A 22,993-nucleotide genomic window follows, 5' to 3' on the forward strand; every position below is an offset into this window, starting at 1 on the left:
CTCCTCTCTGTCATGGTTCCTATGCGGATATTTCTGTTTTTAAACACAGCAAGCCCGGCAGCCGCCGGCACAGCTTCCTTTTGCTGTGCCATGGGGCTCCCAGGCCTGTCTTATTCTTTTACCGTTTCTCCCAAAAAGCTGCTTCCATCTGTCACCCCTGATACCTCCAGGTATTCCAAAATCGTCGCCGCAATGTCTGCAAAGGAGGATCTGGTGCCGATGTTGGCGCCCTTTTTCACGGGCTCTCCTGCCATCACCATGGGAGTGTACTCCCTGGAATGGTCCGTGGAGGGCGTGGCCGGATCACAGCCGTGGTCTGCGGTGATCATCAGGATGTCCTCAGGGCCCATGGATGCCAGAAGCTCAGGCAGGCGCTCGTCAAAGTAGGTCAGGGCCTTTGCATAGCCGTCCACATCATTTCTGTGGCCGTAGAGCATGTCATAGTCCACCAGGTTAGTGAAGCATAAGCCGTTAAAATCACGCTTCATGTACTCTAAGGTCTTGTCAATGCCGTCTGCGTTCCCGGTAGTGCGGACAAATTCTGTCACGCCGGAGCCTGCAAAGATGTCGTTGATCTTGCCCACGGCCAGCACGTCCTTGCCCGCCTTCTTCAGGATATCCAGCATGGTATCTCTGGGCGGCGTCAGGGAGAAGTCATGGCGCCTCACGGTGCGCTTAAAGGGATACTCTCCCTCAAAGGGCCTGGCAATGACTCTTCCCACGGCATAGGGACCGGTGCAGAGCCTTCTGGCGATCTCACAGATACGGTACTGCTCCTCAATGGGCACAATGGCTTCATGGGCAGCCACCTGGAACACGCTGTCCGCTGAGGTATAGACGATCAGCTTTCCTGTCTCCATGTGCTCCTTTCCGTAGTCACGGATCACATCCGTGCCGGAATAGGGCTTGTTGCAGAGAACGCCCCGGCCTGTTTCCTTCTCAAATGCGTCCAGCAGCTCCTTCGGGAAGCCCTCCGGGAAGGTGGGCATGGGCTTTGGCGATACCACGCCTGCGATCTCCCAGTGGCCGATGGTAGTGTCCTTTCCCTTTGACACCTCCGTCATCCTGCCGACTGCACCGGTGGTCTCTGATTCCGACGGCCTGCAGTCCACGCCGTCGATATTGAATAATCCCAGCTTTCCCATGTTGGGCATAGAAAAATATGGGCTTTTTGCGCAGGAGCCCAGGGTATTGCTCCCCTCATCTTTAAAATCTGCGGCATCCGGCATTTCACCGATGCCGAAGCTGTCTAATACAAATAGAAAAACCCGCTTCACTCTGTCCTACCTCCTGTCAAATATTGATCCTGGTCCAGCTGTCACTCCTTTACAGCCAAACCCATGTATTTATTATAATACAATCCATGGAAGGGTCAACCGAAACTTTTCTCACTTCACACTTCTTCCCAGAAGGCCGACAAGAGTTCTCTTATGGCCCTGTGGGGATGGACATCCACTGCAAACCTGATGTATTCCGCCTCAAAGGGATGCTCCCTCTGGTCCGTCACCACCATTCCCCGGCAATAGGTTCCGCCGCATTCGATCCTGGCTTTCCGGCACTCTGTCTGTATAAGGCCGGGCTTTAAGGCGCACATAATGGTCAGCGGATCATGGAGGGGGCTGTCATCCACGCAGTAATTCTGTCTCTGGTTGCCTTTTCTGTAATGCACAAGGGCCTTCTGCATATAGCTGACTGCCTTTTTGCAGGACTCCCTGCAGTTTTCCGCCAGCCAGTCAATATGCTCCTTCGTTAACCGCGTCTTCATGGTGACATCAAGTCCCACTATGGTGATATCCATGCCGGAGGTGAATACGCGGTCACAGGCATCGGGATCACCGGCAAAGTTGGCCTCTGCCACAGGAGATACGTTGCCCCTCATGGACAGCGTGCCTCCCATAGACACGACTTTTTTTACCTTCCCTGCAAATTCAGGATATTTTTCCAGTGTGCGGGCAATGTTTGTCATGGGACCCAGAGTGACGACCACCAGCTCCCCCTCGTACTTCCCGGCAAGCTCCATATGGAAATCGCTCACGTCTTTTTCAAGAAGCTTCCGGCTGCTGGCAGGAAGCTCCACATTTCCCAGGCCATTGTCTCCATGGATATAGGAAACGCGGCCCTCCCACTTCTTTCTCAGGGGCGTTTCGGCTCCCTTCACCACCGGGATATCCGGTGCATCTGCCAGATCCAGTATCTTTAAGGTGTTCTCGGCAGCCAGCCAGGCCTCCACATTGCCGCACACAGTGGATATCCCCACAACCTCGATCTCCGGCTTGAATAATGCATACAGTATGGCAATGGAATCATCCACGCCTGTATCTACGTCTAAAAGCAGTTTCATCCTGCCAGACTCCTCTCCTCTGCCGTCATGCTTCTCTCTACGGATACCTCCAGGGCGCAGCATATCATGGCGTCCAGATTCTGTTCCCTTTCTTCGTTTGTCAGGGCTCTTCCATGATGGATGCTGCTTCCCACTGTCAGCATGCTTAAGGCCTTCTTTCCGGCCCTTGCTGCCGTGCAGTAGAGGGATAAGGTCTCCATCTCCTGGACAAGGACTCCCATTTTTTCCCATAAGCCCTTTTCTCCTGCGGTGTCCTCGTAAAATACGTCTGAGCTGTAGACATTTCCTACCCGAAAGGGCGTGCCGCTCCTTCTTACTGAGTGTACGGCCGTCTCCAGCAGTTCAAAATCAGCTATGGGTGCAAAGGTTCCCGGCAGATGATACTGGGAAGAAAAGTTGGAATTGGTGCAGCAGCCCATGGCCAGGATCAGATCCCCCACCTCCACATCACGGTGGATGGCTCCTGCCGTCCCTATGCGGATAATGGCATCCACATCATAATTGTGGAAAAGCTCATAGGCATAGATGCCCATGGAGGGGATGCCCATTCCGCTTCCCTGAACGGAAATCTTGTTTCCCTTGTAATAGCCTGTATAGCCGTTCATTCCTCTGACCCGGTTATAGCAGACCACGTCAGTCAGATAGTTCTCTGCAATATATTTTGCCCGCAGCGGGTCCCCAGGCATCAGCACGACCTTGCCGATCTGCCCGGGCTCCGCTTCATTGTGAAAAGTTTTCATATCTATTTACTCCGATTTCATTCTATCATTCTTCCTGCGAATGCTCAGCTCGTGCTGCTCCGGTCCGAAGAACAGCTTCTGTGACAGCACCGGCGTATCGTACTCAGAATACAGCACCTCTTCCAGGATCAGGATCGGACTTCCCTCTTCGATCTCCAAAATATTGGCAAGGCGCTCCCTGGCCTGGCCCATGCGCAGCTTGCTGTCGCCGTAAATGCCATTGGAAGCGAGAAGCTTTGTATAAAACTGGTACACGGTATTGGTGTCCTCCAGGTTTACATTGCTCTGATCCAGGATCTCATGAGGCATATATATCATGGCAAAGCCTGCCGGCGTGCTGCCGCTGTAATACGTGATATCGATGACGGCCACTACGCTGGAGGGCCGAAGCTTTAACACCTGCTGATGCTTCTGTGTGGCCGGCTGGAAGCCGATGGTGGTCTCCACCCGGTCCACTGGTTCAATACTGAAATCCACGATTGGATTTCCAACTTTTTCCAGTCCGTTTTTGCTTACATCCTGGTTGGAGAGGACAATGTTGCCCTTTCCCTGATGGTTGATGATCAGTCCGTCCTCCTGAAGAAGCAGCATTGCCTGCCGCAGTGTGCCCCTGCTGACCTGGAGCTGCTCGGAAAGAACATTCTCTCCCGGCAGCTTATCCCCCGGCTTGTATTTTCCTTCCTTCAGCCACTGGGTAAGTGTCTCATATACGGTCACATAAAGCGGTATCTTTACATTTTTTTCTTTTATTACAGATTCTTTCACAGGCTAGTCTGCTCCTTTCGCAAAATATCCATTATCTCTTCATTTTACTACTTAAAATGGAGCTAATCAACCAATTTTCCTGCTGCTTCCGGACCTTTTACCTTCTTTCCTACAAACAGGAGGATCACAAGGGTCACAACGTATGGCAGCATCTGGACGATCTGGGAGGGAATGGATAATTCTGTCAGGTAGAACCTGGCTGCCTGGGCTACGGCGAACACCATGCCTGCTCCCAGGGAGCCTAAGGGCTGCCAGCCGCCGAAGATATTGGCAGCCAGGCCCATGAAGCCGCGGCCTGCCGTCATGTCGATGACGAACAGGTTGTTCTGGGACACGGACAGGTAGGAGCCTGCCAGGCCGGCAATGGCGCCTGATATGATCATGGCAATGTAGCGGTAGCGGTTTACATCCACGCCTGCTGTCTGGACAGCGTAGGGCTGGTCTCCCATGGCCCTGTAGCGCAGGCCGAATTTTGTCCTGTAGAAGACCACCCACACAGCTGCCACGATCAGCAGCATTGCATAGAGGTAAGGTGACTGGTCTTTAAAAAATGCTCCCAGCACCGGGATCTTTGAGATACCAGGTACGGTAAAGTTTGGAATGGAGGCAACGGACTCCGACATGCCCTCTTTTCCCCAGATGGCCTTTAGGAGAACTGCCGTAATGCCGCTGGCAAAGAGATTGACGCCAACGCCGACCACAGACTGGTGAGCCTTCCATTTCAGGCAGAACAGGGCGTAGAACCAGCCGATCAGTCCGCCGATCACGATCGACAGCAGCACTCCCACCAGGGCGGAGCCTGTAAAGAAGGAGCCTGCCACTCCTGCAAATGCGCCTACCAGCATCATGCCCTCTACGCCTAAGAGGATCACGCCGCCCCTCTCTGCAATGGTGCCGCAGAGCGCACCTAAAACAATGGGTACGGACAGCTGCAGTGTAAGAGCTAAAAAGTTATTTATCATTTCCATGGCTTAACCTCTCTTTCTTGCCCATTTGATCAGTTCCGGTGCAGCTACGAACAGGATCACCAGGCTCTGGATCACCGTTACCATGTTGGCAGATACCAAGGTCTCACGGCTCATGCGCAGGGAGCCCATGTCCATGATCCCGAAAAGCAGCGAGGTCAGGAGCACGCCTGCAGGATGGTTCCTGCCCAGGATGGCTACTGCGATCCCCGTAAATCCGAAGGATGGAGAGAAGCCCTCGATGAAGCGGTGATATTTTCCAAATACCTCTGTGATGCCTGCCAGGGCTGCAATTCCGCCGCTCAAGGTCATGGACATCACCAGGTAGAAATCCACCCGGATACCTGCAGTCCCTGCAGCAGATGGGTTGGCTCCCACTGCCCGGAGCTTATAGCCTGTGGAGGTCTTCCACAGGAAAACGTACATGGCTGCTGCCACCGCAAGGAGGATGAACAGGGCGTATGTAAGCTGTGTTCTGGGAAGGAGCTTGCCAAACCAGATCCCTTCTGCGATCAGCTCTGTCTGGGCAGTGGAGCCCTCTGTCTTGTAGGGTCCATTTACCAGATAGGAGGTGAACAGGGTGCAGATATAGTTTAACATAATGGCAACGATCACCTCGTTGGTGCTGAATTTCGCCTTAAAGAGTCCCGGAATGCTTCCTACCACCATGCCTGCCAGGATTCCTGCCAGAATGCTCACAAGCAGCAGGATGGGCGCCGGAAGGAAGGACAGGGTAAGGGCAGTGATGACCGATGCCATAGCGCCCACATGGAGCTGTCCCTCTGCTCCGATATTTAACATGCCGCAGCGGGAGCCTAAGGCCACAGCCAGGCCGGTGAAGGCCAGCGGGATGCTCTTACTGATGGTATTGGCAATGGACTGGGGCGTGCCCAGTGCTCCCTTTAACAGGGAGGCGTAGGCTGTCACAGGAGATTCTCCTGTTATCAGGATGAAAAATGCCCCGATGAACAGCGCAAGCACAATGGCTGCCAGTGATTTTGCCAGCTCCGCTGTTTTCTTGTTCATGATCTTATTCATTTCCCTTCACCTCCTGTTTTTTTCCTGCCATGAACAGTCCGATCTCTTCCTTTGTATACTCGCCGTTTACGAACTGGGCGCTTACCTCGCCCTCGTACATAACGGCAATGCGGTCGCTTAAGTTCATGACCTCTGACAATTCCGCAGATATGAGAAGAATGGCCTTACCCTGTCTTTTCAGCTCCAGGAGCGTTTTGTGCACACGCTCGATGGCGCCGATATCCAGTCCTCGGACAGGCTGGGCCACCAGCATAAACCGGGGATCATGGCTGATCTCGCGTCCCAGGATCACCTTCTGCTGGTTTCCTCCGGAGAGCTGTCCGATCTCCTGCTCCACTCCCGCTACTTTGATCTCAAATACCTCTACCTGCTTTTTGGCATCCTGCTCCAGCTTCTTGTAATCAATGAAGCCGTTCCTGCAGTATTCCGGCGCCTCCTGATAGCCTAAAAGGAAATTTTCCGTAATGGAAAAGCTTGATACCATGGCATTCTTGTGGCGGTCAGAGGGGATGTAGCCGATTCCTAAGGCCTTTCTGTCCTTTACGGACATGTGCTCTATGGGGGCATTGTTCATCAGGATGGTGCCCTCCTTGACCTCTCTGTTGCCAATGATCATTTCCTCTAATTCCTGCTGTCCGTTGCCGTCCACACCTGCAATGCCCAGGATCTCCCCTGCCCTTACCTTTAAGCTGACGGTCTCTCCTGCCCGCTCGTGAAGGCGCACATTCTTCAGCTCCAGGACCACTTCGCCTGTCTTTTGTCCCTTTTCTGTTATGATGGATTCCACCTGGCGGCCCACCATCTGGGTTGCCAGCTCCTTCTCATTGGTGTCGCAGGTGTTGCTCTCAAACACCACCTTTCCCTTGCGTATAACAGTGATCCGGTCGGAAAGGGCCATGGTCTCATTCAGCTTGTGGGTGATGAAAATGATGGTCTTACCGCTTTCCTTTAGATGGCGGAGGATCTTGAACAGCTCCTCCACCTCCTGAGGCGTGAGTACGGCCGTGGGCTCATCCAGTATGATGATATCGGCTCCCCTGTACAGGGTCTTTAAAATTTCCACTCTCTGCTTCATGCCTACAGAAAGATTCACAACCTTCTCGTGGAGGTCGATCTTGAAGCCAAAGCGCTCCACCAGCTCCTCCACCTTTTCCTGGCTCTTTTTTCTGTCTAGGAATAATCCTCCGGATTCTTTTCCCAGGATGATGTTTTCTAAGACTGTCAGCTGGTTCACCAGCATAAAATGCTGATGGACCATTCCGATTCCCAGGGCATAGGCGTCATTTGGATTGGAAATAGCCGCCTTTTTCTCGTTGATATAGATCTCACCGCTATCCGGATGATACAGCCCGAACAGAATGTTCATCAAGGTACTTTTTCCGGTTCCGTTCTCACCCAAAAGACAGTGGATCTCCTGGCGCTTCACCGTAAAATTAATTCCGTCATTTGCCCGCACCGGCCCGAAGCATTTGACAATTCCTGTCATTCTGATTGCGTCCATACCTGCCTCCTATTCCTTAGTTCAGTTCAAGAGGAACCTCGATCTCGCCTGCAATGATCCCTGCTCTGATCTCCTCGATCTTTGCCAGGATATCCTCAGAAATCTGGATATTGCTCTCCTCTACTACCACGTCAACACCGCCGTCTGCTAAGCCCAACACCTGCTTTCCGCCTTCGTAGGTTCCCTCTACGATGGTTGTGATCGCATGGTATGCGCTGGAGTCAAGGCGCTTTAACATACTTGCCATGATGTAGTCAGGTGCAAGGCTGTTCTGATTTAAGTTCACGCCGATCGCCACAAAGCCCTTTTCCTCTGCTGCCTGGAACATACCCATACCGGATGCTCCTGCTGCGTGGAAGATCACGTCAGCGCCTTTCTCTGCAAAGGTATTTGCGATGGTCTTTGCTGTGGTGGGATCGCTGAAGCCGCCTGCATAGTCAATGAGCACGTTCATGTCAGGGTTCACATACTGAGCGCCTGCCTTGTAGCCTGCTGCAAAGCGGTTGATCAGCGGGTTGTCCACGCCGCCGATAAAGCCGATGGTGTTTCCGTCATTTAACTTCTCATCGATCTGTCCCTCCTTTGCCAGGGCTGCCAACGCTCCTGCTAAGAAGGATCCCTCCTGCTCCTTACAGGAATAGGATGCCACATTCGGAAGGTCTACTTCTGCGTCTAACAGAGCGAATTTCTGCTCCGGATAGGTTGTTGCCACATTGTTCAAAGCGTCTACCTGCTCTGCTCCCACGCAGATGATCAGGTCATACTCGCCTGTGGATGCCATCTCGTCCTGGATGATCTCCTCATCGGATACGGACTTTGGCTCTACCTGGTCAAAGGTGATGCCGTAGTCCTCTGCTGCCCTCTTTACACCGTCCAGGGCCAGGTCATTAAAGGAGTTTCCGCTTAAGCCTGCCTCTGTGAAGATAATGCCCACATGGACATCCGCCCCATTCTTTGGTGCCTCTGCTGCCTCACCGACTGCCCCTGCCTCTGCTGCTTCTGCCTGGGCTGCTGCGCTTGTCCCGCTGCCTGAGGTGCTGCCTCCTGATGAACCGCAGCCTGCCATCATACTGCCTGCCAATACGGCTGCTGCTGTCACTGCCATCCAACGCTTCATTGTCTTTCTCATGAAATTCTCCTCCTGTTTTTAACTTGTTTGTACTTTTCTTTTCAACTTGTTTAACAAGTTATTTAAAATGTATCACTATTATCTAAATTTGTAAACTCATTTCATCTAAACTCTTGTATTTTCGTTTGTATTCCTAAATTTCCCGTATTGTTTTTGTGCAGTTTTACCATGTTCTCGTCTGTTTTTCTTGACAGGCTGCTCCAAAGCCCTCTGCTGCATGTTCATTACCGCAAAAAAAGAAGCCTTCCGGCGGAACTATGGTTCCGATGAAAAGCTTCGTTTCTTTTACGTTTTTGTTTTGTTTCGCTCCGCACGGCTTCTTAGATCAGCGGCACAAACTGCCCCTCCACATAATCCTTCAGATCCTCCGGCGACAATGTCACCTGCATTCCCCGCTGGCCCGCGCTGACGGTGATGGCATCGTAGAGCTGGGCTGTCTCCTCGATGAAGGTGGGGAATTTCTTCTTCATTCCAATGGGGGAGCATCCGCCGCGGATGTAGCCTGTGATCCCCAGCATATCCTTTACGTGGATCATCTCCACCTTTTTCTCCCCGGCTGCTTTGGCGGCCTTTTTCAGGTCAAGCTCCTCATCCACCGGGATGCAGCACACCAGATAGCCTTTTTTGTCTCCATGGAGGACCAGAGTCTTGTACATGGTATCGTGATCCACTCCCATAAGGTCGGCTGCATGGCTTCCTGAAAGGTCATTTTCGTCTACCTCGTAGGAGCCTGGGCAGTAGGGTATTTTGGCAGCGTCCAGAAGGCGCATTACGTTTGTTTTTTCCATTTTTCTGCTCCTGTATTCTCCGGCGCCGGTTGTGGCGTCTATTATTGTCAGCTTTCTTTGGATTTAGACCTATCATACTCTTTTTCTGTTTTTCCGTCAATGGCGGAAACTCAAGCCGGAATACGAGTAACAGGCGCAAGAAAAGAAAGCAGTTCACAAATCCCTGCTCTCACGTTATAATGGAGGAAGCAAGCTTTGTATACACATATGGAACACAGAAAGGACAGCCTCTATGAAGAAAAATGATATCCTCATGATACATGGGACAAATTATAAGAAGATGACAAAGGAACTTTTGGCGGCGGCCGGGCTGGCTGAGATGATCGGGGATCAGTCAAAGCGGGTGGCCCTAAAGCCCAATCTTGTTACGGCAAAACACCCTTCCCAGGGTGCAACGACCCACAGTGAGCTCCTGGCAGGAACAGTGGAATACCTGAGGGACAATGGTTTTCAGAATGTTGTCATTATGGAGGGCTCCTGGGTGGGAGACCGCACAGGCGAGGCTTTCCGGGCAGCAGGCTATGACCGGGTATGCAGGATGTATGACGTTCCTTTCATTGACCTTCAGAAGGATTCCTGGAAGGAATATGAGGCAAAGGGCATGAGGATCAAGCTCTGCGACCAGGCTGCGGCTGTGGACTTCATGATCAATATGCCGGTACTCAAGGGGCACTGCCAGACCACGGTCACCTGCGCCCTGAAAAATAATAAGGGCGTGATCCCGAACTCGGAAAAACGCCGTTTTCATACTCTGGGGCTCCACAAGCCGATTGCGCATTTAAATACCATTGCACGCAATGATTTTATCCTGGTGGACAATATCTGCGGAGATCTGGATTTTGAGGAGGGAGGGAACCCGGTTGTCATGAACCGTATCCTGGGCTTTCTGGATCCCGTGCTCTGTGACGCCTTTGTCTGTGACTGTATGGGCTATTCCTTAAAGGATGTTCCCTATATCACCATGGCGGAAAAGCTGGGAATCGGAAGCACGGATACGGCCCATGCCAATGTGATCGCCTTAAATTCCCCAACAGAGGCTGACAGCAAATTTACCATGACGGGGCGGGTGAAGCGCCTTGCCTCCTATGCAGCCCCAAAGGATGCCTGCAGCGCCTGCTACGGATCCCTGATCTATGCCTTAGACAGGCTGAATGAGGCTGGGAAGCTGAGGAAAGGTCTTCCTCCTGTTGCCATCGGACAGGGCTATAAGGGACAGGAGGGAGAGATCGGCGTAGGCCAGTGCACCTCCTGCTTTGCAAAAAGCCTTAAGGGCTGCCCGCCTAAGGCAGCGGATATGGCGGCCTTTCTGGCAGAGAACTGGAAATAAATGGGGACGCAGCCTTGTCAAGCCAGCCCCGGATATAAGCCCCGTAGGCCCGCTCCCGCTTTAACAGCGTAAAATGGTCTGCTCCCTTTACAAACACGATCTCTGCTCCCGGTATCTGCCCCGCCATCCACAAGGAATGGCGGGGCCTTATCATGTCATAGCGGCCTGTGAGAAGGAGTACCGGAGCCTTTATCTTTCTCAGCTCCTTTTTACCCAGTCTGGGCCACAGCGCCATAAGGCCGTTCAGCTGGCGTTCTTTTACTATTTTGGCCTTTTTCTCTCTTGACATGGGAAGCATTTCTGATAAGCACAGTCCCAGATACTTCGCCTGCACCTCCCAAAAGAACCGCCAGCTCACTCCCCAGGGAAGGGCATTTCCGCTGACAGCAGCCACCGCCAGCACCCGGTCAGGATAGCCCAGGGCAGCCTCCAGGGCAATGTTGGCCCCGTCGCTGAAGCCCAGTATGGCAGCCTTTGGTACATTCAGATCGTCCAGAACACGTATCACATCTTCCGCCATCTCTCTTGTGGTAAGGGCCATCCGCTCCTTTCCTGCTTTCAGCTCAGATGCGCCATGGCCGCGGCTGTCCATGAGGATCACTTGGTAATAGGAGCTCATGTACGCTGCCATACGGTCAAAAATGCGGTGGTCCTCCCCGTTTCCATGGAGCATCACAAGGGGCATTCCCTTCCCCAGCTCCTTGTGATACAGGAAAGAACAGGGACTGTCTGTAAAGCCCTCTCTCATCTTCTGTTTCCTCCCAACGTTTTCTTCTCTCTGTGCTTATGCCGCAGCAGCGGCGGGTACGGTCCATATTTATACCGTGGCCAGGCCCCGGATGCTATCTCCTGCTATTGGCCTTCTCCACATGCACATTTTTCCCTTTGATCTTCGCATGGGACATTGCCTTTAACACATCATCTGCATACTGGCAGGGCACATCCACAAAGGTGTAGCCGTCATACATGTCAATGCTTCCCACCAGCCGTCCCGGTATGCCGGTCTCCCCGGCCACGGCTCCCAGGATATCTCCCGGCGTTACCCGCTGGGCCTTGCCGATGTTGATAAAGAGCCTTGCCATGGAGCCTCCTCCGCCCAGTACATAGTCGATCGCCGCCCTGTCTGTGGCTCCCTTCCGGCTGCTCCTGCCACGGCTGCCTCTGTCCCTGTCATAGCCACGGCTGCGGCCATTTCTGCCAAAGGAATCCAGGTCATCTAAGGAACGGGCAGGCAGAAAGCTGTCAATGATATCCTCATTTTCCTCGCCCATGCACATTTTGAGCAATGCCGCCGCAAGATCCAGGGAGGTATAGTCTTCCTCCATCAGCTTCTTTTCCAGGATATTGACCATCTTTGTCAGATCAGCGTCATTTAAGAGCTCCTGTACCTGCTCCAGCACCTTTTCCGCCTTGATCTCCGTAATGTCGTTTAGGGACGGGATCGCCTGGGGGATGATCTTTGTCTTGCAGTAGCGCTGGATATCGCGGAGCTTGTAGACCTCCCTGCCGACTACCAGGCTGAAGGCCTTTCCCTCCCGTCCGGCCCTTCCTGTACGGCCGATCCTGTGGACATAATATTCATCATCCTGGGGGATGTCGTAATTGAACACGGCCTCCACGTCCCCCACGTCAATGCCTCTCGCAGCCACATCCGTGGCCACCAGGATGTCTGTCCGTCCATTGCGGAAGCTGTCCATCACCCGGTCTCTCTGCACCTGCTTTAAATCCCCGTGAAGCCCCTCTGCGAAATATCCCCTTCCCTGAAGGGCCTGCACCAGCTCATCCACCTGCTTTTTCGTGTTGCAGAATACGATGGAAAGCTTCGGCGAATACATATCCAGCAGGCGGCTCATGACCTCCACCTTATTCTTCGGCTTTACCTCGTAATAATACTGTGTGACCTTTGGAACTGTCAGCTCCTTCTTCACCACACGCACCGTCACAGGATCCTTCTGGAATTTCTTTGCAATATCGGCAATGGCCTGGGGCATGGTAGCGGAAAACATCAGTGTCTGCCGCTCCTGGGGCAGCTGGCTTAAGATGGTCTCCATGTCCTCCAAAAAGCCCATGTTCAGCATCTCGTCCGCCTCATCCAGCACAACGGTATGGACATGGTCCATTTTCACGGTCTTGCGCCTCATATGGTCCATCACACGGCCTGGGGTGCCGACCACGATCTGTGTGCCGTCCTTTAGGGAGCGGATCTGCTTTACGATGTCCTGTCCGCCGTAAATGGGCAGCACCTTGATGCCGTGCATGAACTTTGCAAACCGCCTTATCTCCTCTGCCACCTGGATCGCCAGCTCCCTGGTCGGGAGAAGGATAATGGCCTGGAGCTTCTTTGACTTCGGATCCACCTTCTGGAGAAGGGGAATGCCAAAGGCAGCTGTCTTGCCTGTTCCCGTCTGTGCCTGGCCGATGATATCTCTGCCCTCCATCACTGCCGGTATGGCCTGGGCCTGGATGGGCGAGGCTTCCTCAAAGCCCATCTCCGTGACTGCCCTGAGGATCCGCTCATCCAACTGTAACTCTTCAAACTTGATCGTTTCCATTAATTTATCTGCTTTCCTTTCTATCTGTGCTGCCTCTGCTGCTGTGCAAATGCAGTCTCCCGCAGCATGTGTCTTCCTTTCGAATGCCGTCATTTCCTGATAACACAGAAAACGAGAGGCTTTCAGGCACGTCCGGGCCTTTCATCCTCTCGTTTCGTACAGTTATAAACTATAACAAATATTCCGTCCGCTGTCAATGCGGAAACTCAAGGCAAATGGAAAACACGGCAGCCTAAAACTGCACAACGTCCTTGATCTCCTCTGCCCCCTCCACTGCTTCCGCGTAGAGTACAGGCCCTTCGCCGCGGTAGTCCTTCTGATACTCGATCCCTACCTTTGCCCTTACCTTCACCCACTGCTTTGTCTTGAAGCTCTCTGCACCCTGCCACTTGCATAGAAAGCCCAAAAAGGTCATGTCAGCCTCACAGCAGGTCATGGCCATGCGGCCTGGAACAAACTGATCCTTGGGGAACTTGGGGGATTTTAACACCATAGCGGTGAACTCCACCACCCTGCCCTTATACCGCTCCGGCTGGTCCATGCAGTCAATGTACCAGATGCCATAATGCTCCGGCTTGATCTCGATCACCTCAGCATTGATATCATAGGGAAGGTCCTCCTCCAGGGTTGCCTGCTCGATCTCTCCCTCTGCGTCCTCCATCACGATCTCGCTTTCACGGCTCATGGCACGGATGGAGCGGCGGTAGGCCGTCAGCTTTTCATCGGGTATCCCATCGCAGCGGTTCACGATCACAAGCTCAGAACCCCGCAGCATTGCCCCCAGCAGAGGCTTCATGTTCTGGGAGTAGAGCTCAAAGGTGGAACCGTCAATAATGGTGATCTGCTGATAGATGGTCCAGTCCTTTGGAAGGGTGAGCTCGTCCTGGTTCCACATGCCGTTCCACTCCATCAGGACGCGCTCCGGCTGATATATCACCTCCAGCTCATTTAAATACTGGGGAGTCAGCTTAGAAAGCTCATCTACATAGACGACCGCTGTCTTGCTCTTTTTCAGCTTCTTCTCGTCATATTCCGTATCCCCTTCCTCACATACGATCAGAAGAGTCTTGCCCTCTGCCTTGAAATAATCCTGCTCCATGGTAAAATCCAAAAACTGGGTCTTACCCGCCTCCAGGAAGCCGTTTATCAGGAACAGGGGCATTACATTATCATCAATTTCATATGCCATTGTAGTACGCCCTCTTTTTAACCTCTTCCAAATTCACTGTTCAATTCTTCTTCCTTCAAGCTGGCGCCGATAACGCATACCTTTCCGGTGTAGTCCGGCTTGCCTTTTCTGATCTCATACTGTTCAGGCACCAGGTCAAAATACAGCCACTCTCCGGGGGTCTCTGTGGGAAGCATTCCCTTTGCGCGGAGCACATCGCCGAATTCCTTTGTGTAGGCCAGGCGCTTTAACACATCCTCCAGCTGGTCGTAGGTAACAGGAACAATCGTCTCCATGCCCCAGCTGGTGAATACCTCGTCTGCATGGTGGTGGTGATGGTCGTGGCCGCAGCAATCGCCATCATGGTGATGATGATGCTCATGGCCGTGGCAGTCCTCATCGTGGTCGTGATGATGATGCTCGTGATCATGGCAGTCCTCATCGTGGTCATGGTGGTGGTGCTCATGACCGCAGCACTCTTCATCGTGGTCATGGTGATGATGCTCATGATCATGGCATTCCTCATCATGGTCATGGTGATGATGCTCATGATCATGGCACTCCTCATCATGGTCATGATGATGGTGATGCTCATGACCGCAGCATTCCTCATCGTGGTCATGGTGATGATGATGCTCATGACCGCAGCACTCCTCGTCGTGGTCATGGTGATGATGCTCATGATCATGGTGGCGGCTCTCCCTCACCTCTGCCAGCAGGTCGTCCAGCATGGTATCCTTCTTCTCGATGATCTCCAGAAGCTGGCTTCCATCAAGCTGTGCCAGAGGAGTTGTCACAACAGCAGCCTTTCCGTTCTTTTCCCTGATCAGCTCCACATCCTTCTGGATCTTTGCGGCATCTGTAATATCTGTACGGCTCAGCACAATGGTGCCTGCATTTTCAATCTGGTTATTGAAAAATTCGCCGAAATTCTTCATATACATCCTGCACTTTGCAGCGTCCACAATGGTAACTGCGCTGTTGAGCTCCACATCCATATCAGCAGACACATCGATCACAGCCTTCATGACATCGGAAAGCTTGCCTACGCCGGAGGGCTCGATGATGATGCGGTCCGGTTTGTATTTTGTCAGCACCTCTGCAAGGGATGCTCCGAAATCTCCTACCAGAGAGCAGCAGATACAGCCGGAGTTCATCTCCCGGATCTCAATCCCGGCATCCTTTAAAAAGCCTCCGTCAATGCCGATCTCGCCGAACTCATTTTCAATCAGTACTACCTGCTCACCGGAAATCGCCTCTTCCAGAAGCTTCTTGATGAACGTTGTCTTTCCGGCTCCCAGAAAACCGGAAATAATATCAATCTTTGTCATGTTTTTATTTCCCTCTTTCTAAATCTGCCGCGTCCTCCATGGGACCGCGGTCATAAAACCTGTCAATTGAATATTGTGGCACAACCATGGCCTAATGTCAAGATGCCGGGGCCTGGAGTTTCCCTATTTTGCTCCGGGATACCCGGCTGTTTTCATGATAAACCTGCATGCGCCCGGCTGGCCAACGCGCTACCGCACCATGAAAGTCTGGCGGGCGCACTTGGTATACCTGAATCAAGTGCCGCCTTACGGCGGCGGGACTTTCATAGTAATTACAGCCCAAACTCGCGAAACAGCTTCTGTTGATAATCATTATCAGAAGCAGCCCTCACAATATCCTCTGTCCGGTTGCTGCTTGCCAGGAGTTCGATAAGGCGATTTAATCGCTGTATCCCCTCCTGCACTCCATCCTCAAATATCATCTGCCCAATCTGTGTCATGCGCATTTCCTCCTTTATCTTCTCGCGAAATCTCTCATCTATAATCTTATCGGTAAATGTCAGTATCCCCGACAATACCTGCAGGGTCTGGCTGCGCTCCTTCAGGCCTTTGGCCAGGCCCACGGCTGCTGTGATCAGTTTTCGCTTCTCTTCTGCTCCTTTTTGCGTCAGAGGCAGGATCATCAGCTCCACCAGTTCTTCCTCCGTAAGATCCGCCCCTACCTCAAGCTTCGCTTTGATCCTCCCGTAGATCTCCACGGAATCCAGATGGATCAAATAGGCTGGCTCCACCCGGATCACCATACTTCCCAGGTCATACACCAACTCCGCCGCCTCCACATCTGCCGTGTATATGACGATCATCTTCAGTTCTCTCAGCTCTTCCAGCTGCCGGCTCAGGGCGTAGCGCTTCATCACCCGCGCTATGTAATTGGCATACTTTACAAAGTTTTCTTTGCTGAACTTCGATTCATAATCCATCAGCGCCACCGAGCCGTCGCTTAACAAAAACAGGTTATCCAATCTCAGCTCGTTACTTTCCACCATCGGCAGATTTGTCGGCAGAAGCCCTGTAATGCGCAGATGGGGCAGGCCGAAGGGCCTCAGGCTCTTTCCTACCAGCGCCTCCCCTGTTACCTTTGACGCTACATCTTTATTTTGATATACAATATCCCTCAAATATCTTCTCCTTTATATTATACTCTTTTTTCCTTCTTCTCTGCAAGATGTTACCAGTATACAATCAACCGCATCACCTCCGCATTCTCTTATGTTTTCAGCAAATGAATCTTTGGCGGAACCCGCCGACAGAATAAATAGATAATGATATCTTCAGACCTCTCCGGGAAAGAATTTCCCGGAGGAGTTGTATAGAATTACTATAGTTGATTTTTCTTTGTCTGTCAAACCTATTATTTTAACCGTTTCACGATCTTCTCCGCATCCTCCTGCTTTCCGATCACCATCAGATGGATATCCGGTTCCACCACATAATCGGCTCCCGGCATGAACTTCATATGGCCTGACGTTGTCTTGACCGCTATGATGGAAATACCGTACACCCTGCGGATATTCAGATCCTTGATGCTCTTTCCCAGCCACTGGTCCAATGGCTTGATCTCATAGATGGAAATACCGTCCGCCAGCTCCGTATAGTCGAACACATTGTTGGCGCTGTAGCGCACAGCCGCTTTTTCTGCCACATCCCTGTCAGGATATACCACCTCGTCTGCCCCATTTTTCAACAGCAGCCTTGCGTGGATATTCCTGTTGGCCTTGCTGACAACGTATCTGGCGCCCATTTCCTTAATGAGGCTTGTCACCTCCAGGCTGTTCTGGAAATTATCCCCAATACACACAAAGCAAATATCAAAATTATCCACTCCCAGGCTTTCCAGCACAGCCTCATTGGTACAATCTCCGATCTTCGCGCTCACCACATAGGGAAGGATGGGTTCCAGCTTCTCCTCAGAAATGTCCACTGCCATAATCTGGTTGTCATGCTTTGCAAGGTTCTGGCAGAGATGCTGCCCAAACCGTCCGATACCGATCACAAGTATTGATTTCATTTTATATCCTCCTCGTTATGAGCACTTAGCGTCTGTCTTTTAAGACGCTTACGTGCGATACATGTCATACTCACTTAGCGATCGCTATGAGCACTTAGCGGTTGTCTTTTAACCGCTTATGTGCGATGCATGCATATGACTTAGTAAGGTCTCTCACGAACTTAGTCATATGCAGGTCTTTTCGAGCTTAGTGAGTTGGCTATCCAATCGTAATGCGCTCCGCAGGAAGCTGCACCTGGGGCTTGCGGCTGCTTCTGGTAAAAGCCAGAGCAAAGGAAAGGCTTCCTATACGTCCGCAATACATAAGCAGTATCAGCACCAGCCTGGAGCCTGTGCCCAGGGCTCTGGTGATCCCAGTGCTCATGCCCGATGTGCCCATAGCCGAGCAGGTTTCAAAGAAAATATCCGACATGGGCAGATTCTGAAATACCATGATCAGGATCGTTGCCCCGATCATAAGGCTCAGATTGATCGTTAAAATTCCCGCAGACTGACGGATGGACTCCTCCTCCAGGCGTCTTCCGAATATTTCCACTCCATGAGTCTGGCGGATACTGGACCATACGCAGAGGAGCAGGACAGCCAGCGTTGTAGTCTTAATGCCGCCGGCTGTGGAGCCTGGGCTTCCCCCGATGAACATGAGAACAGCTGTCAGGAACTTGCTGCCGTCAGTCAGGGCAGCCGTATCTACGCTGTTAAAGCCTGCTGTCCTGGGCGTTACGGAGCAGAAGAGGCAGGCAAGGAACTGCTCCGGCCCGCTCATTCCCACCAGAAGGTTATCATGCTCTAAGAGATAGAACAGAAGGGTCCCCACAGACAGCATGACAGCAGTTGTCACCAGCACGATTTTTGTATGCAGGAGATAATGGCGCACATGGAAACGTTTTTTGTACAGATCATCCCACACAATAAAGCCAATGCCCCCTGTGATGATAAGGAAGGAAATGGTCCCGATCACCAGCCAGTCGCCCGTATAAGCGCAAAGGGAATTGTAGGGCTCCCTGTGTCCCATCAGGTCAAAGCCTGCATTGCAAAAGGCGGATACCGAATGGAAAATGCTGTACCAAAGCCCCTTTACAAAGCCGTACTGCGGAATAAAACGAAAGGCCAGAAGCACGGCTCCCGCCCCCTCAAACAGAGCGGTTCCCAGTATCATCCGCTTTGCCAGCTTCACCATCCCGCCGATCTGAAGGGTATTGACGCTCTCCTGCATCAGCCCCCGCTCCTTTAAACCGATCTTCCTTCTTAAGACAATGGCCAGGAAAATACCAATGCTGATAAACCCCAGGCCTCCCAGCTGTATCATGACCAGGAGAAACACCTGGCCCAGAAGGCTCCACTGTGTCCAGGTATCCGCCACCACCAGGCCTGTCACGCAGGTGGCGCTGGTGGCCGTAAACAGGCAGTTTAAGAAGGGCTCACTCGCTCCGTCCCGGCTGGAGGCAGGAAGCATGAGGAGAAGACTGCCTGTGATGATGATCAGGAAAAATCCATAGGCAATGAACTGTGTCTGGGAAATGGTTTTCCGCAGACGGGCATACCGTTTCTTTTGTTCTGAAAGAACGTTATTCATAGGTTATCTCTCCTTTTTATTCCCCTTTCATGCATGGTGATGCATCCGCCGCGGGCATATACAGATCTGCTGTCCCCGCAGCCAGGATAGTCAGCGTACCAGAGCCCTCCATGCCAAAAACAGGAGAAAAGCAGCCAGGTTCACCAGCACCACACTGGCCCCCGCAGGAGTAGAAAACTGATAAGAGGCCACCATACCGATAAAAAAGCAGATAATGGACAAAAGCCCTGAGGATACCACCACTCCTCCAAAGCTCTTAAATGCCCTCATGGAAGTCAGGCAAGGGAAAATGATCAGGCTGGAGATCAGCATGGCTCCCATCATCCGCATTCCCAGAACAATGGTAACCGCTGTCAGCACTGCGATCACCACGTTGTAAACTCCTACATTAACACCAGTTGCCTTCGCAAAATTCTCATCAAAGGTCACTGCAAATATCTTGTTGTAGCACAGAAGGAACATGGCAAGGACCACCAGGGACAGCACCACGCTCAAACACACATCCTCCCGGCTCATAGCCAATATGCTGCCGAACATATAGCTGCTCACATCCGTTGTCATACCTGTTGTCATGGAGGTGACAATGATGCCTATGGCAAGGGCGCTGGCCGATATCATGGCAATGGCGGCATCACTCTTGATCCTGCTGTTCTCCGTGATGCGAAGGAGGAAAAATGCTGCCAGAACCACCACCGGGATCGATATCTTAAGAGGGGACCAGCCCATGGCCAGGGCAATGGAAAGCGCCCCAAAGGACACATGGGAGAGCCCGTCTCCGATCATGGAATACCGCTTTAACACCAGGCTGACTCCTAAAAGGGAGGCGCAGAGTGATACCAGCATTCCGCCTGTCAATGCCCTTACAAGGAAGGGATATGACAGCATCTCACTGATTATGTTCATGATATTCACCTCTCTTCCCTGTTTTCTCCTGCTGCTTTAAGGGCATGCACGCCTTCAGCTTTCCGCCATGGCATATGGCAGTCGGCTTGCATATGCCCTGCTCCTTCTCATGGAAGAAATGGCCTGCCGCCTTGCTGTTCATATAGTCGTGGGCCGGTCCGTAGAACATGACCCTCTTTTGCAGATGCAGGATCTTGTTGGCCTCCTCCACCGCATTGCGCAGATCATGGGATACCATGAGGATGGCAACTCCATCCTCCCTGTTGAGCCTGCGTATCATGGCATAAAATTCCTGGATCGCCATGGGATCTAAGCCGGTAATAGGCTCGTCCAGGATCAGAAGATCCGTTGTGGCGCATAAGGCCCTTGCTATGAGCACTCTCTGCTGCTGTCCCCCTGAAAGCTCCCTGTAGCACTGCCCGCTTAAGGGTGTGATGCCCAGCTTTTCCATGTTTTCGCGGGCAACGGCCTTCTCCTTTGCAGAGTAAAAGGGCAGCATTCCCCTGCGGCTTAAGCAGCCGCTCAGCACCACCTCAAACACGGTGGCGGGAAAATCCTTCTGGGCCGCTGTCTGCTGGGGAAGATAGCCGATCCCTGTTTTCTTTAAGCCCTCATCCACTGTAAGCTTTCCGGCAGTAGGCTTAAGCAGCCCTAAAAGCCCCTTCATGAGGGTACTTTTTCCTGAACCGTTTTCCCCCACAATACAGAGGTAATCCCCGGAGACGACCTCCATATTTACATCGATCACGGCATCCTGGTTATCGTATCCGAAATCCACATGCTCGCATGTTATTAATGATCTCATATTTTCTGTATGATTCCTTTCCATGTCCGTATCAAGCGGACATCCGGCCTCTATTGGACTGCGGCGCTCAGTCCGCGGCGCAGATTCTCTACATTTCCTTTCATAAGCTGGAGATAGGTAACTCCCTCGTCAAACTGCCTTCTCGTCACATTGTGGCAGGAATGCAGCAGCAGCGGCACTGCCCCCGTCTCCTCCTCGATGATCTCCGCCGTCCTGTGGCTGGAGAGCTCCAGATAATACACAGCCGGAAGCCCCGTCTCCTTCACCTTGTCGATCAGATAGGCAATGGTCTTAGCGCTGGGCTCTGTATCCGTACTGCACCCTGAAAATGCAGCCCTGTAGGTCAACCCGTACTCATCCGCAAAGTACCGGAAGGGGAACTTGTCCGCTACGATAAACATACGGCGCTCTCCTCCCTCCACTACCTGGCAAAACTCCCTGTCCAGCTGCTCAAGCTCGCTGATATAGGAGGCTGCATTTGCCTCAAAGCGCGCACTGTCCTTGGGAGACTCCTCCGACAGGGCCTCACTGATAACGCCCACGATCTTGATGGCATTGACAGGGGAGGTCCAGATGTGTTCATCGTATTCAATATCCATGGCATGGCCGTCATTGTCATCGAAGGTCTGCTGGCCTGTATGAAGATGGTCTGCATGGCCATGGAACTCAGCTTCGTGGTCGTGGTCCTCGGACTCATGGCCATGCTCTCCGTTCCCATGATCATGCCTTGCATGGTCATGGTCTGCATGGTCATGGTCTGCATCTTCCATGCCCTCCACATGCTCCTCCGCCACCACATCCACATGCTCCATCATGGTGATCACCTTCATGGAGCTGGTGTCAAGGGACTCCAGCACCTGGGCCACCCACTGCTCCATGCCGCCTCCGTTGCAGATCAGGATGTCCGCCTCCTGCATGGCAATCATATCCGCAGGCGTGGGCTCAAAGGAGTGGCTGTCCATTCCAGCCGGGACTACCAGCTTAAGCTTCACCCTGTCTCCCCCCACCTGGCGCACAAAGTCATAGTATGGGAAAATGGTCGTCACCACACAGATCCTGTCATCGCTCTTCTCCGTATATGCCTCTGGCTGCCTTCCGTTTTTTTCCTTCTTCGTGCAGCCGTTTAAAAGCAGCGCACCTGCCAGCACACACAGCAGAGCAAAGACCAAGGGACTCCTTCTTCCCGCTTCCATCCTGTCTCTATTCAATCTTATTCACATCCTTCACATATTGGATCACCTGGGACGGATGGCCTGCGATCAGCTTTGGCTGGTAGGCAGCAAGCTCCTCCCGGTCACGAAAGCCCCAGGTCACTCCCACCGTATCCACCCCGGCATTTCTCCCGGTTTCCATGTCCGTATTCGTATCTCCGAGATACAGGCATTCCTCCCTCCCGGCTCCCAGCTCCCGAAGCATGGCCCAAACACCGTCAGGGGCAGGCTTCTTTCTGATCCCCATATCCTCCCGTTCGCCGTAGGCCAGGTCAAAGAAGTCCTTTCCAAACACACTTTCCACATTGTCAATCGCCCTGAGATGGGGCTTGTTGGACAGAACAGCCGCCTTGATCCCATGGCTCTTTAGAAAATCCAGAAGCTCCATAATACCGTCATAGGCCTCCACGCGGTACAGGCAGCAGCCCTTAAATATCCCGGGATACAGCTTCAGCGCTTCCTCATAATGAGAAAGCTCCCCATCCCCACAGGCCTTTAGCGCCCTTTCCAAAAGCTTCTTATATCCATCGCCTACAAATATCTTTGTCTGTTCCACTGTCACAGGGCCCAGACCCCAGCGGCTGATCGTATCATTTACCGATTTCTGTATCGCATAAATTGAATTTACAAGCGTTCCATCCAAATCAAAAATACAGCATTTATACATATGATAGACGCTCCTTTCTGTCTGTATACATTCTGGCAACAGTCAGCTGTCCTGAACTTAGACTACATCATAGCACAGATTTCTTATATTTACCAGCACTTGAGTTTCCTCATTTTGCGCTCTGGATGCCGGGAGGGCGGCTGGAGCGACTTTGCAGGACATTAGAAGCACTTAGTCAGCT

Annotated in this window: 21 protein-coding genes; 1 reads left to right on the forward strand and 20 read right to left on the reverse strand. The window is 52.3% G+C overall.

Going from position 1 to position 22,993, the window contains the following annotated elements:
- Positions 1-110: 110 nt before the first annotated feature.
- From LIZ87_RS15435 to ybaK, 9 genes are all read right to left on the reverse strand, one after another.
- A complete protein-coding gene (locus tag LIZ87_RS15435) occupies positions 111-1,277 on the reverse strand; it encodes a phosphopentomutase (RefSeq protein ID WP_227148271.1) in 1,167 nt (388 codons plus the stop codon).
- Between the two features lie 116 nt (positions 1,278-1,393).
- The gene (locus LIZ87_RS15440; protein WP_178314238.1) at positions 1,394-2,341 is read right to left on the reverse strand and encodes a nucleoside hydrolase; all 948 of its coding nucleotides are present in this window, start codon (positions 2,339-2,341) and stop codon (positions 1,394-1,396) included.
- Positions 2,338-3,081: a purine-nucleoside phosphorylase gene (gene deoD, locus LIZ87_RS15445; protein ID WP_178314240.1), complete on the reverse strand. Its 744-nt coding sequence runs from the start codon at positions 3,079-3,081 to the stop codon at positions 2,338-2,340. Before deoD ends, LIZ87_RS15440 begins: the two co-directional genes overlap by 4 nt.
- A gap of 6 nt (positions 3,082-3,087) precedes the next feature.
- A complete protein-coding gene (locus LIZ87_RS15450; RefSeq protein WP_178314242.1) occupies positions 3,088-3,846 on the reverse strand; it encodes a GntR family transcriptional regulator in 759 nt (252 codons plus the stop codon).
- Between the two features lie 62 nt (positions 3,847-3,908).
- Complete coding sequence (locus LIZ87_RS15455) at positions 3,909-4,814, reverse strand: ABC transporter permease (protein WP_227148273.1); 906 nt, start codon at positions 4,812-4,814, stop codon at positions 3,909-3,911.
- Positions 4,815-4,817: 3 nt separating this feature from the next.
- Positions 4,818-5,849, reverse strand: coding sequence for an ABC transporter permease (locus tag LIZ87_RS15460; RefSeq protein WP_178316018.1), 1,032 nt, complete (start codon positions 5,847-5,849; stop codon positions 4,818-4,820).
- The gene (locus tag LIZ87_RS15465) at positions 5,842-7,350 is read right to left on the reverse strand and encodes an ABC transporter ATP-binding protein (protein ID WP_227148275.1); all 1,509 of its coding nucleotides are present in this window, start codon (positions 7,348-7,350) and stop codon (positions 5,842-5,844) included. Before LIZ87_RS15465 ends, LIZ87_RS15460 begins: the two co-directional genes overlap by 8 nt.
- 16 nt (positions 7,351-7,366) lie before the next feature.
- Positions 7,367-8,479, reverse strand: a complete 1,113-nt coding sequence (locus LIZ87_RS15470; RefSeq protein WP_227148277.1) for a BMP family lipoprotein — start codon at positions 8,477-8,479, stop codon at positions 7,367-7,369.
- 320 nt (positions 8,480-8,799) lie between these two features.
- Positions 8,800-9,267 carry a Cys-tRNA(Pro) deacylase gene (gene ybaK / locus LIZ87_RS15475; RefSeq protein ID WP_178316954.1) on the reverse strand — a complete coding sequence of 156 codons (468 nt, stop codon included), beginning with the start codon at positions 9,265-9,267 and terminating at the stop codon, positions 8,800-8,802.
- Positions 9,268-9,499: 232 nt separating this feature from the next.
- On the opposite strand from ybaK, the gene LIZ87_RS15480 reads away from it, so the two are divergent.
- A complete protein-coding gene (locus LIZ87_RS15480) occupies positions 9,500-10,594 on the forward strand; it encodes a DUF362 domain-containing protein (RefSeq protein ID WP_227148279.1) in 1,095 nt (364 codons plus the stop codon).
- Here LIZ87_RS15480 and LIZ87_RS15485 read toward each other — a convergent pair.
- The 11 genes from LIZ87_RS15485 to LIZ87_RS15535 form a co-directional block, all read right to left on the reverse strand.
- Positions 10,548-11,342 carry an alpha/beta fold hydrolase gene (locus tag LIZ87_RS15485; RefSeq protein WP_227148281.1) on the reverse strand — a complete coding sequence of 265 codons (795 nt, stop codon included), beginning with the start codon at positions 11,340-11,342 and terminating at the stop codon, positions 10,548-10,550. The two genes, LIZ87_RS15480 and LIZ87_RS15485, sit on opposite strands and share 47 nt — an antisense overlap.
- 94 nt (positions 11,343-11,436) lie before the next feature.
- The gene (locus LIZ87_RS15490) at positions 11,437-13,146 is read right to left on the reverse strand and encodes a DEAD/DEAH box helicase (RefSeq protein WP_227148283.1); all 1,710 of its coding nucleotides are present in this window, start codon (positions 13,144-13,146) and stop codon (positions 11,437-11,439) included.
- A gap of 232 nt (positions 13,147-13,378) precedes the next feature.
- Positions 13,379-14,335: a TIGR03943 family putative permease subunit gene (locus tag LIZ87_RS15495; protein WP_178316818.1), complete on the reverse strand. Its 957-nt coding sequence runs from the start codon at positions 14,333-14,335 to the stop codon at positions 13,379-13,381.
- Between the two features lie 17 nt (positions 14,336-14,352).
- Positions 14,353-15,645, reverse strand: coding sequence for a CobW family GTP-binding protein (locus LIZ87_RS15500; protein WP_227148285.1), 1,293 nt, complete (start codon positions 15,643-15,645; stop codon positions 14,353-14,355).
- A 272-nt stretch (positions 15,646-15,917) separates the two neighbouring features.
- On the reverse strand, positions 15,918-16,763 hold the full coding sequence (locus LIZ87_RS15505; protein WP_227148287.1) for a hypothetical protein: 846 nt from the start codon (positions 16,761-16,763) through the stop codon (positions 15,918-15,920).
- A 233-nt stretch (positions 16,764-16,996) separates the two neighbouring features.
- Complete coding sequence (locus LIZ87_RS15510; RefSeq protein ID WP_178316815.1) at positions 16,997-17,653, reverse strand: potassium channel family protein; 657 nt, start codon at positions 17,651-17,653, stop codon at positions 16,997-16,999.
- A gap of 199 nt (positions 17,654-17,852) precedes the next feature.
- Positions 17,853-19,226, reverse strand: a complete 1,374-nt coding sequence (locus tag LIZ87_RS15515; RefSeq protein WP_227148289.1) for a TrkH family potassium uptake protein — start codon at positions 19,224-19,226, stop codon at positions 17,853-17,855.
- Between the two features lie 90 nt (positions 19,227-19,316).
- Positions 19,317-20,129: a metal ABC transporter permease gene (locus LIZ87_RS15520; protein ID WP_178313930.1), complete on the reverse strand. Its 813-nt coding sequence runs from the start codon at positions 20,127-20,129 to the stop codon at positions 19,317-19,319.
- Positions 20,113-20,934, reverse strand: a complete 822-nt coding sequence (locus LIZ87_RS15525) for a metal ABC transporter ATP-binding protein (RefSeq protein ID WP_178313923.1) — start codon at positions 20,932-20,934, stop codon at positions 20,113-20,115. The genes LIZ87_RS15520 and LIZ87_RS15525 overlap by 17 nt, the downstream gene beginning before the upstream one ends.
- Before the next feature lie 50 nt (positions 20,935-20,984).
- Complete coding sequence (locus LIZ87_RS15530) at positions 20,985-22,127, reverse strand: metal ABC transporter substrate-binding protein (RefSeq protein ID WP_227148295.1); 1,143 nt, start codon at positions 22,125-22,127, stop codon at positions 20,985-20,987.
- A 7-nt stretch (positions 22,128-22,134) separates the two neighbouring features.
- Positions 22,135-22,812, reverse strand: a complete 678-nt coding sequence (locus LIZ87_RS15535) for an HAD family hydrolase (RefSeq protein WP_227148291.1) — start codon at positions 22,810-22,812, stop codon at positions 22,135-22,137.
- Positions 22,813-22,993: the final 181 nt, after the last annotated feature.

Source organism: Lacrimispora sp. 210928-DFI.3.58 (assembly GCF_020554865.1).
GTDB lineage: Bacteria > Bacillota > Clostridia > Lachnospirales > Lachnospiraceae > Enterocloster.

Coding starts and splice junctions, on each gene's coding strand:
- LIZ87_RS15535 (WP_227148291.1), bottom strand. CDS start 22,812: ATGTATAAATGCTGTATTTTTGATTTGGATGGAACGCTTGTAAATTCA.
- LIZ87_RS15485 (WP_227148281.1), bottom strand. CDS start 11,342: ATGAGAGAGGGCTTTACAGACAGTCCCTGTTCTTTCCTGTATCACAAG.
- LIZ87_RS15460 (WP_178316018.1), bottom strand. CDS start 5,849: ATGAATAAGATCATGAACAAGAAAACAGCGGAGCTGGCAAAATCACTG.
- deoD (WP_178314240.1), bottom strand. CDS start 3,081: ATGAAAACTTTTCACAATGAAGCGGAGCCCGGGCAGATCGGCAAGGTC.
- LIZ87_RS15495 (WP_178316818.1), bottom strand. CDS start 14,335: ATGGCATATGAAATTGATGATAATGTAATGCCCCTGTTCCTGATAAAC.
- LIZ87_RS15465 (WP_227148275.1), bottom strand. CDS start 7,350: ATGGACGCAATCAGAATGACAGGAATTGTCAAATGCTTCGGGCCGGTG.
- LIZ87_RS15520 (WP_178313930.1), bottom strand. CDS start 20,129: ATGAACATAATCAGTGAGATGCTGTCATATCCCTTCCTTGTAAGGGCA.
- ybaK (WP_178316954.1), bottom strand. CDS start 9,267: ATGGAAAAAACAAACGTAATGCGCCTTCTGGACGCTGCCAAAATACCC.
- LIZ87_RS15480 (WP_227148279.1), top strand. CDS start 9,500: ATGAAGAAAAATGATATCCTCATGATACATGGGACAAATTATAAGAAG.
- LIZ87_RS15490 (WP_227148283.1), bottom strand. CDS start 13,146: ATGGAAACGATCAAGTTTGAAGAGTTACAGTTGGATGAGCGGATCCTC.
- LIZ87_RS15470 (WP_227148277.1), bottom strand. CDS start 8,479: ATGAGAAAGACAATGAAGCGTTGGATGGCAGTGACAGCAGCAGCCGTA.
- LIZ87_RS15510 (WP_178316815.1), bottom strand. CDS start 17,653: ATGAAATCAATACTTGTGATCGGTATCGGACGGTTTGGGCAGCATCTC.
- LIZ87_RS15500 (WP_227148285.1), bottom strand. CDS start 15,645: ATGACAAAGATTGATATTATTTCCGGTTTTCTGGGAGCCGGAAAGACA.
- LIZ87_RS15455 (WP_227148273.1), bottom strand. CDS start 4,814: ATGGAAATGATAAATAACTTTTTAGCTCTTACACTGCAGCTGTCCGTA.
- LIZ87_RS15440 (WP_178314238.1), bottom strand. CDS start 2,341: ATGAAACTGCTTTTAGACGTAGATACAGGCGTGGATGATTCCATTGCC.
- LIZ87_RS15525 (WP_178313923.1), bottom strand. CDS start 20,934: ATGAGATCATTAATAACATGCGAGCATGTGGATTTCGGATACGATAAC.
- LIZ87_RS15530 (WP_227148295.1), bottom strand. CDS start 22,127: ATGGAAGCGGGAAGAAGGAGTCCCTTGGTCTTTGCTCTGCTGTGTGTG.
- LIZ87_RS15515 (WP_227148289.1), bottom strand. CDS start 19,226: ATGAATAACGTTCTTTCAGAACAAAAGAAACGGTATGCCCGTCTGCGG.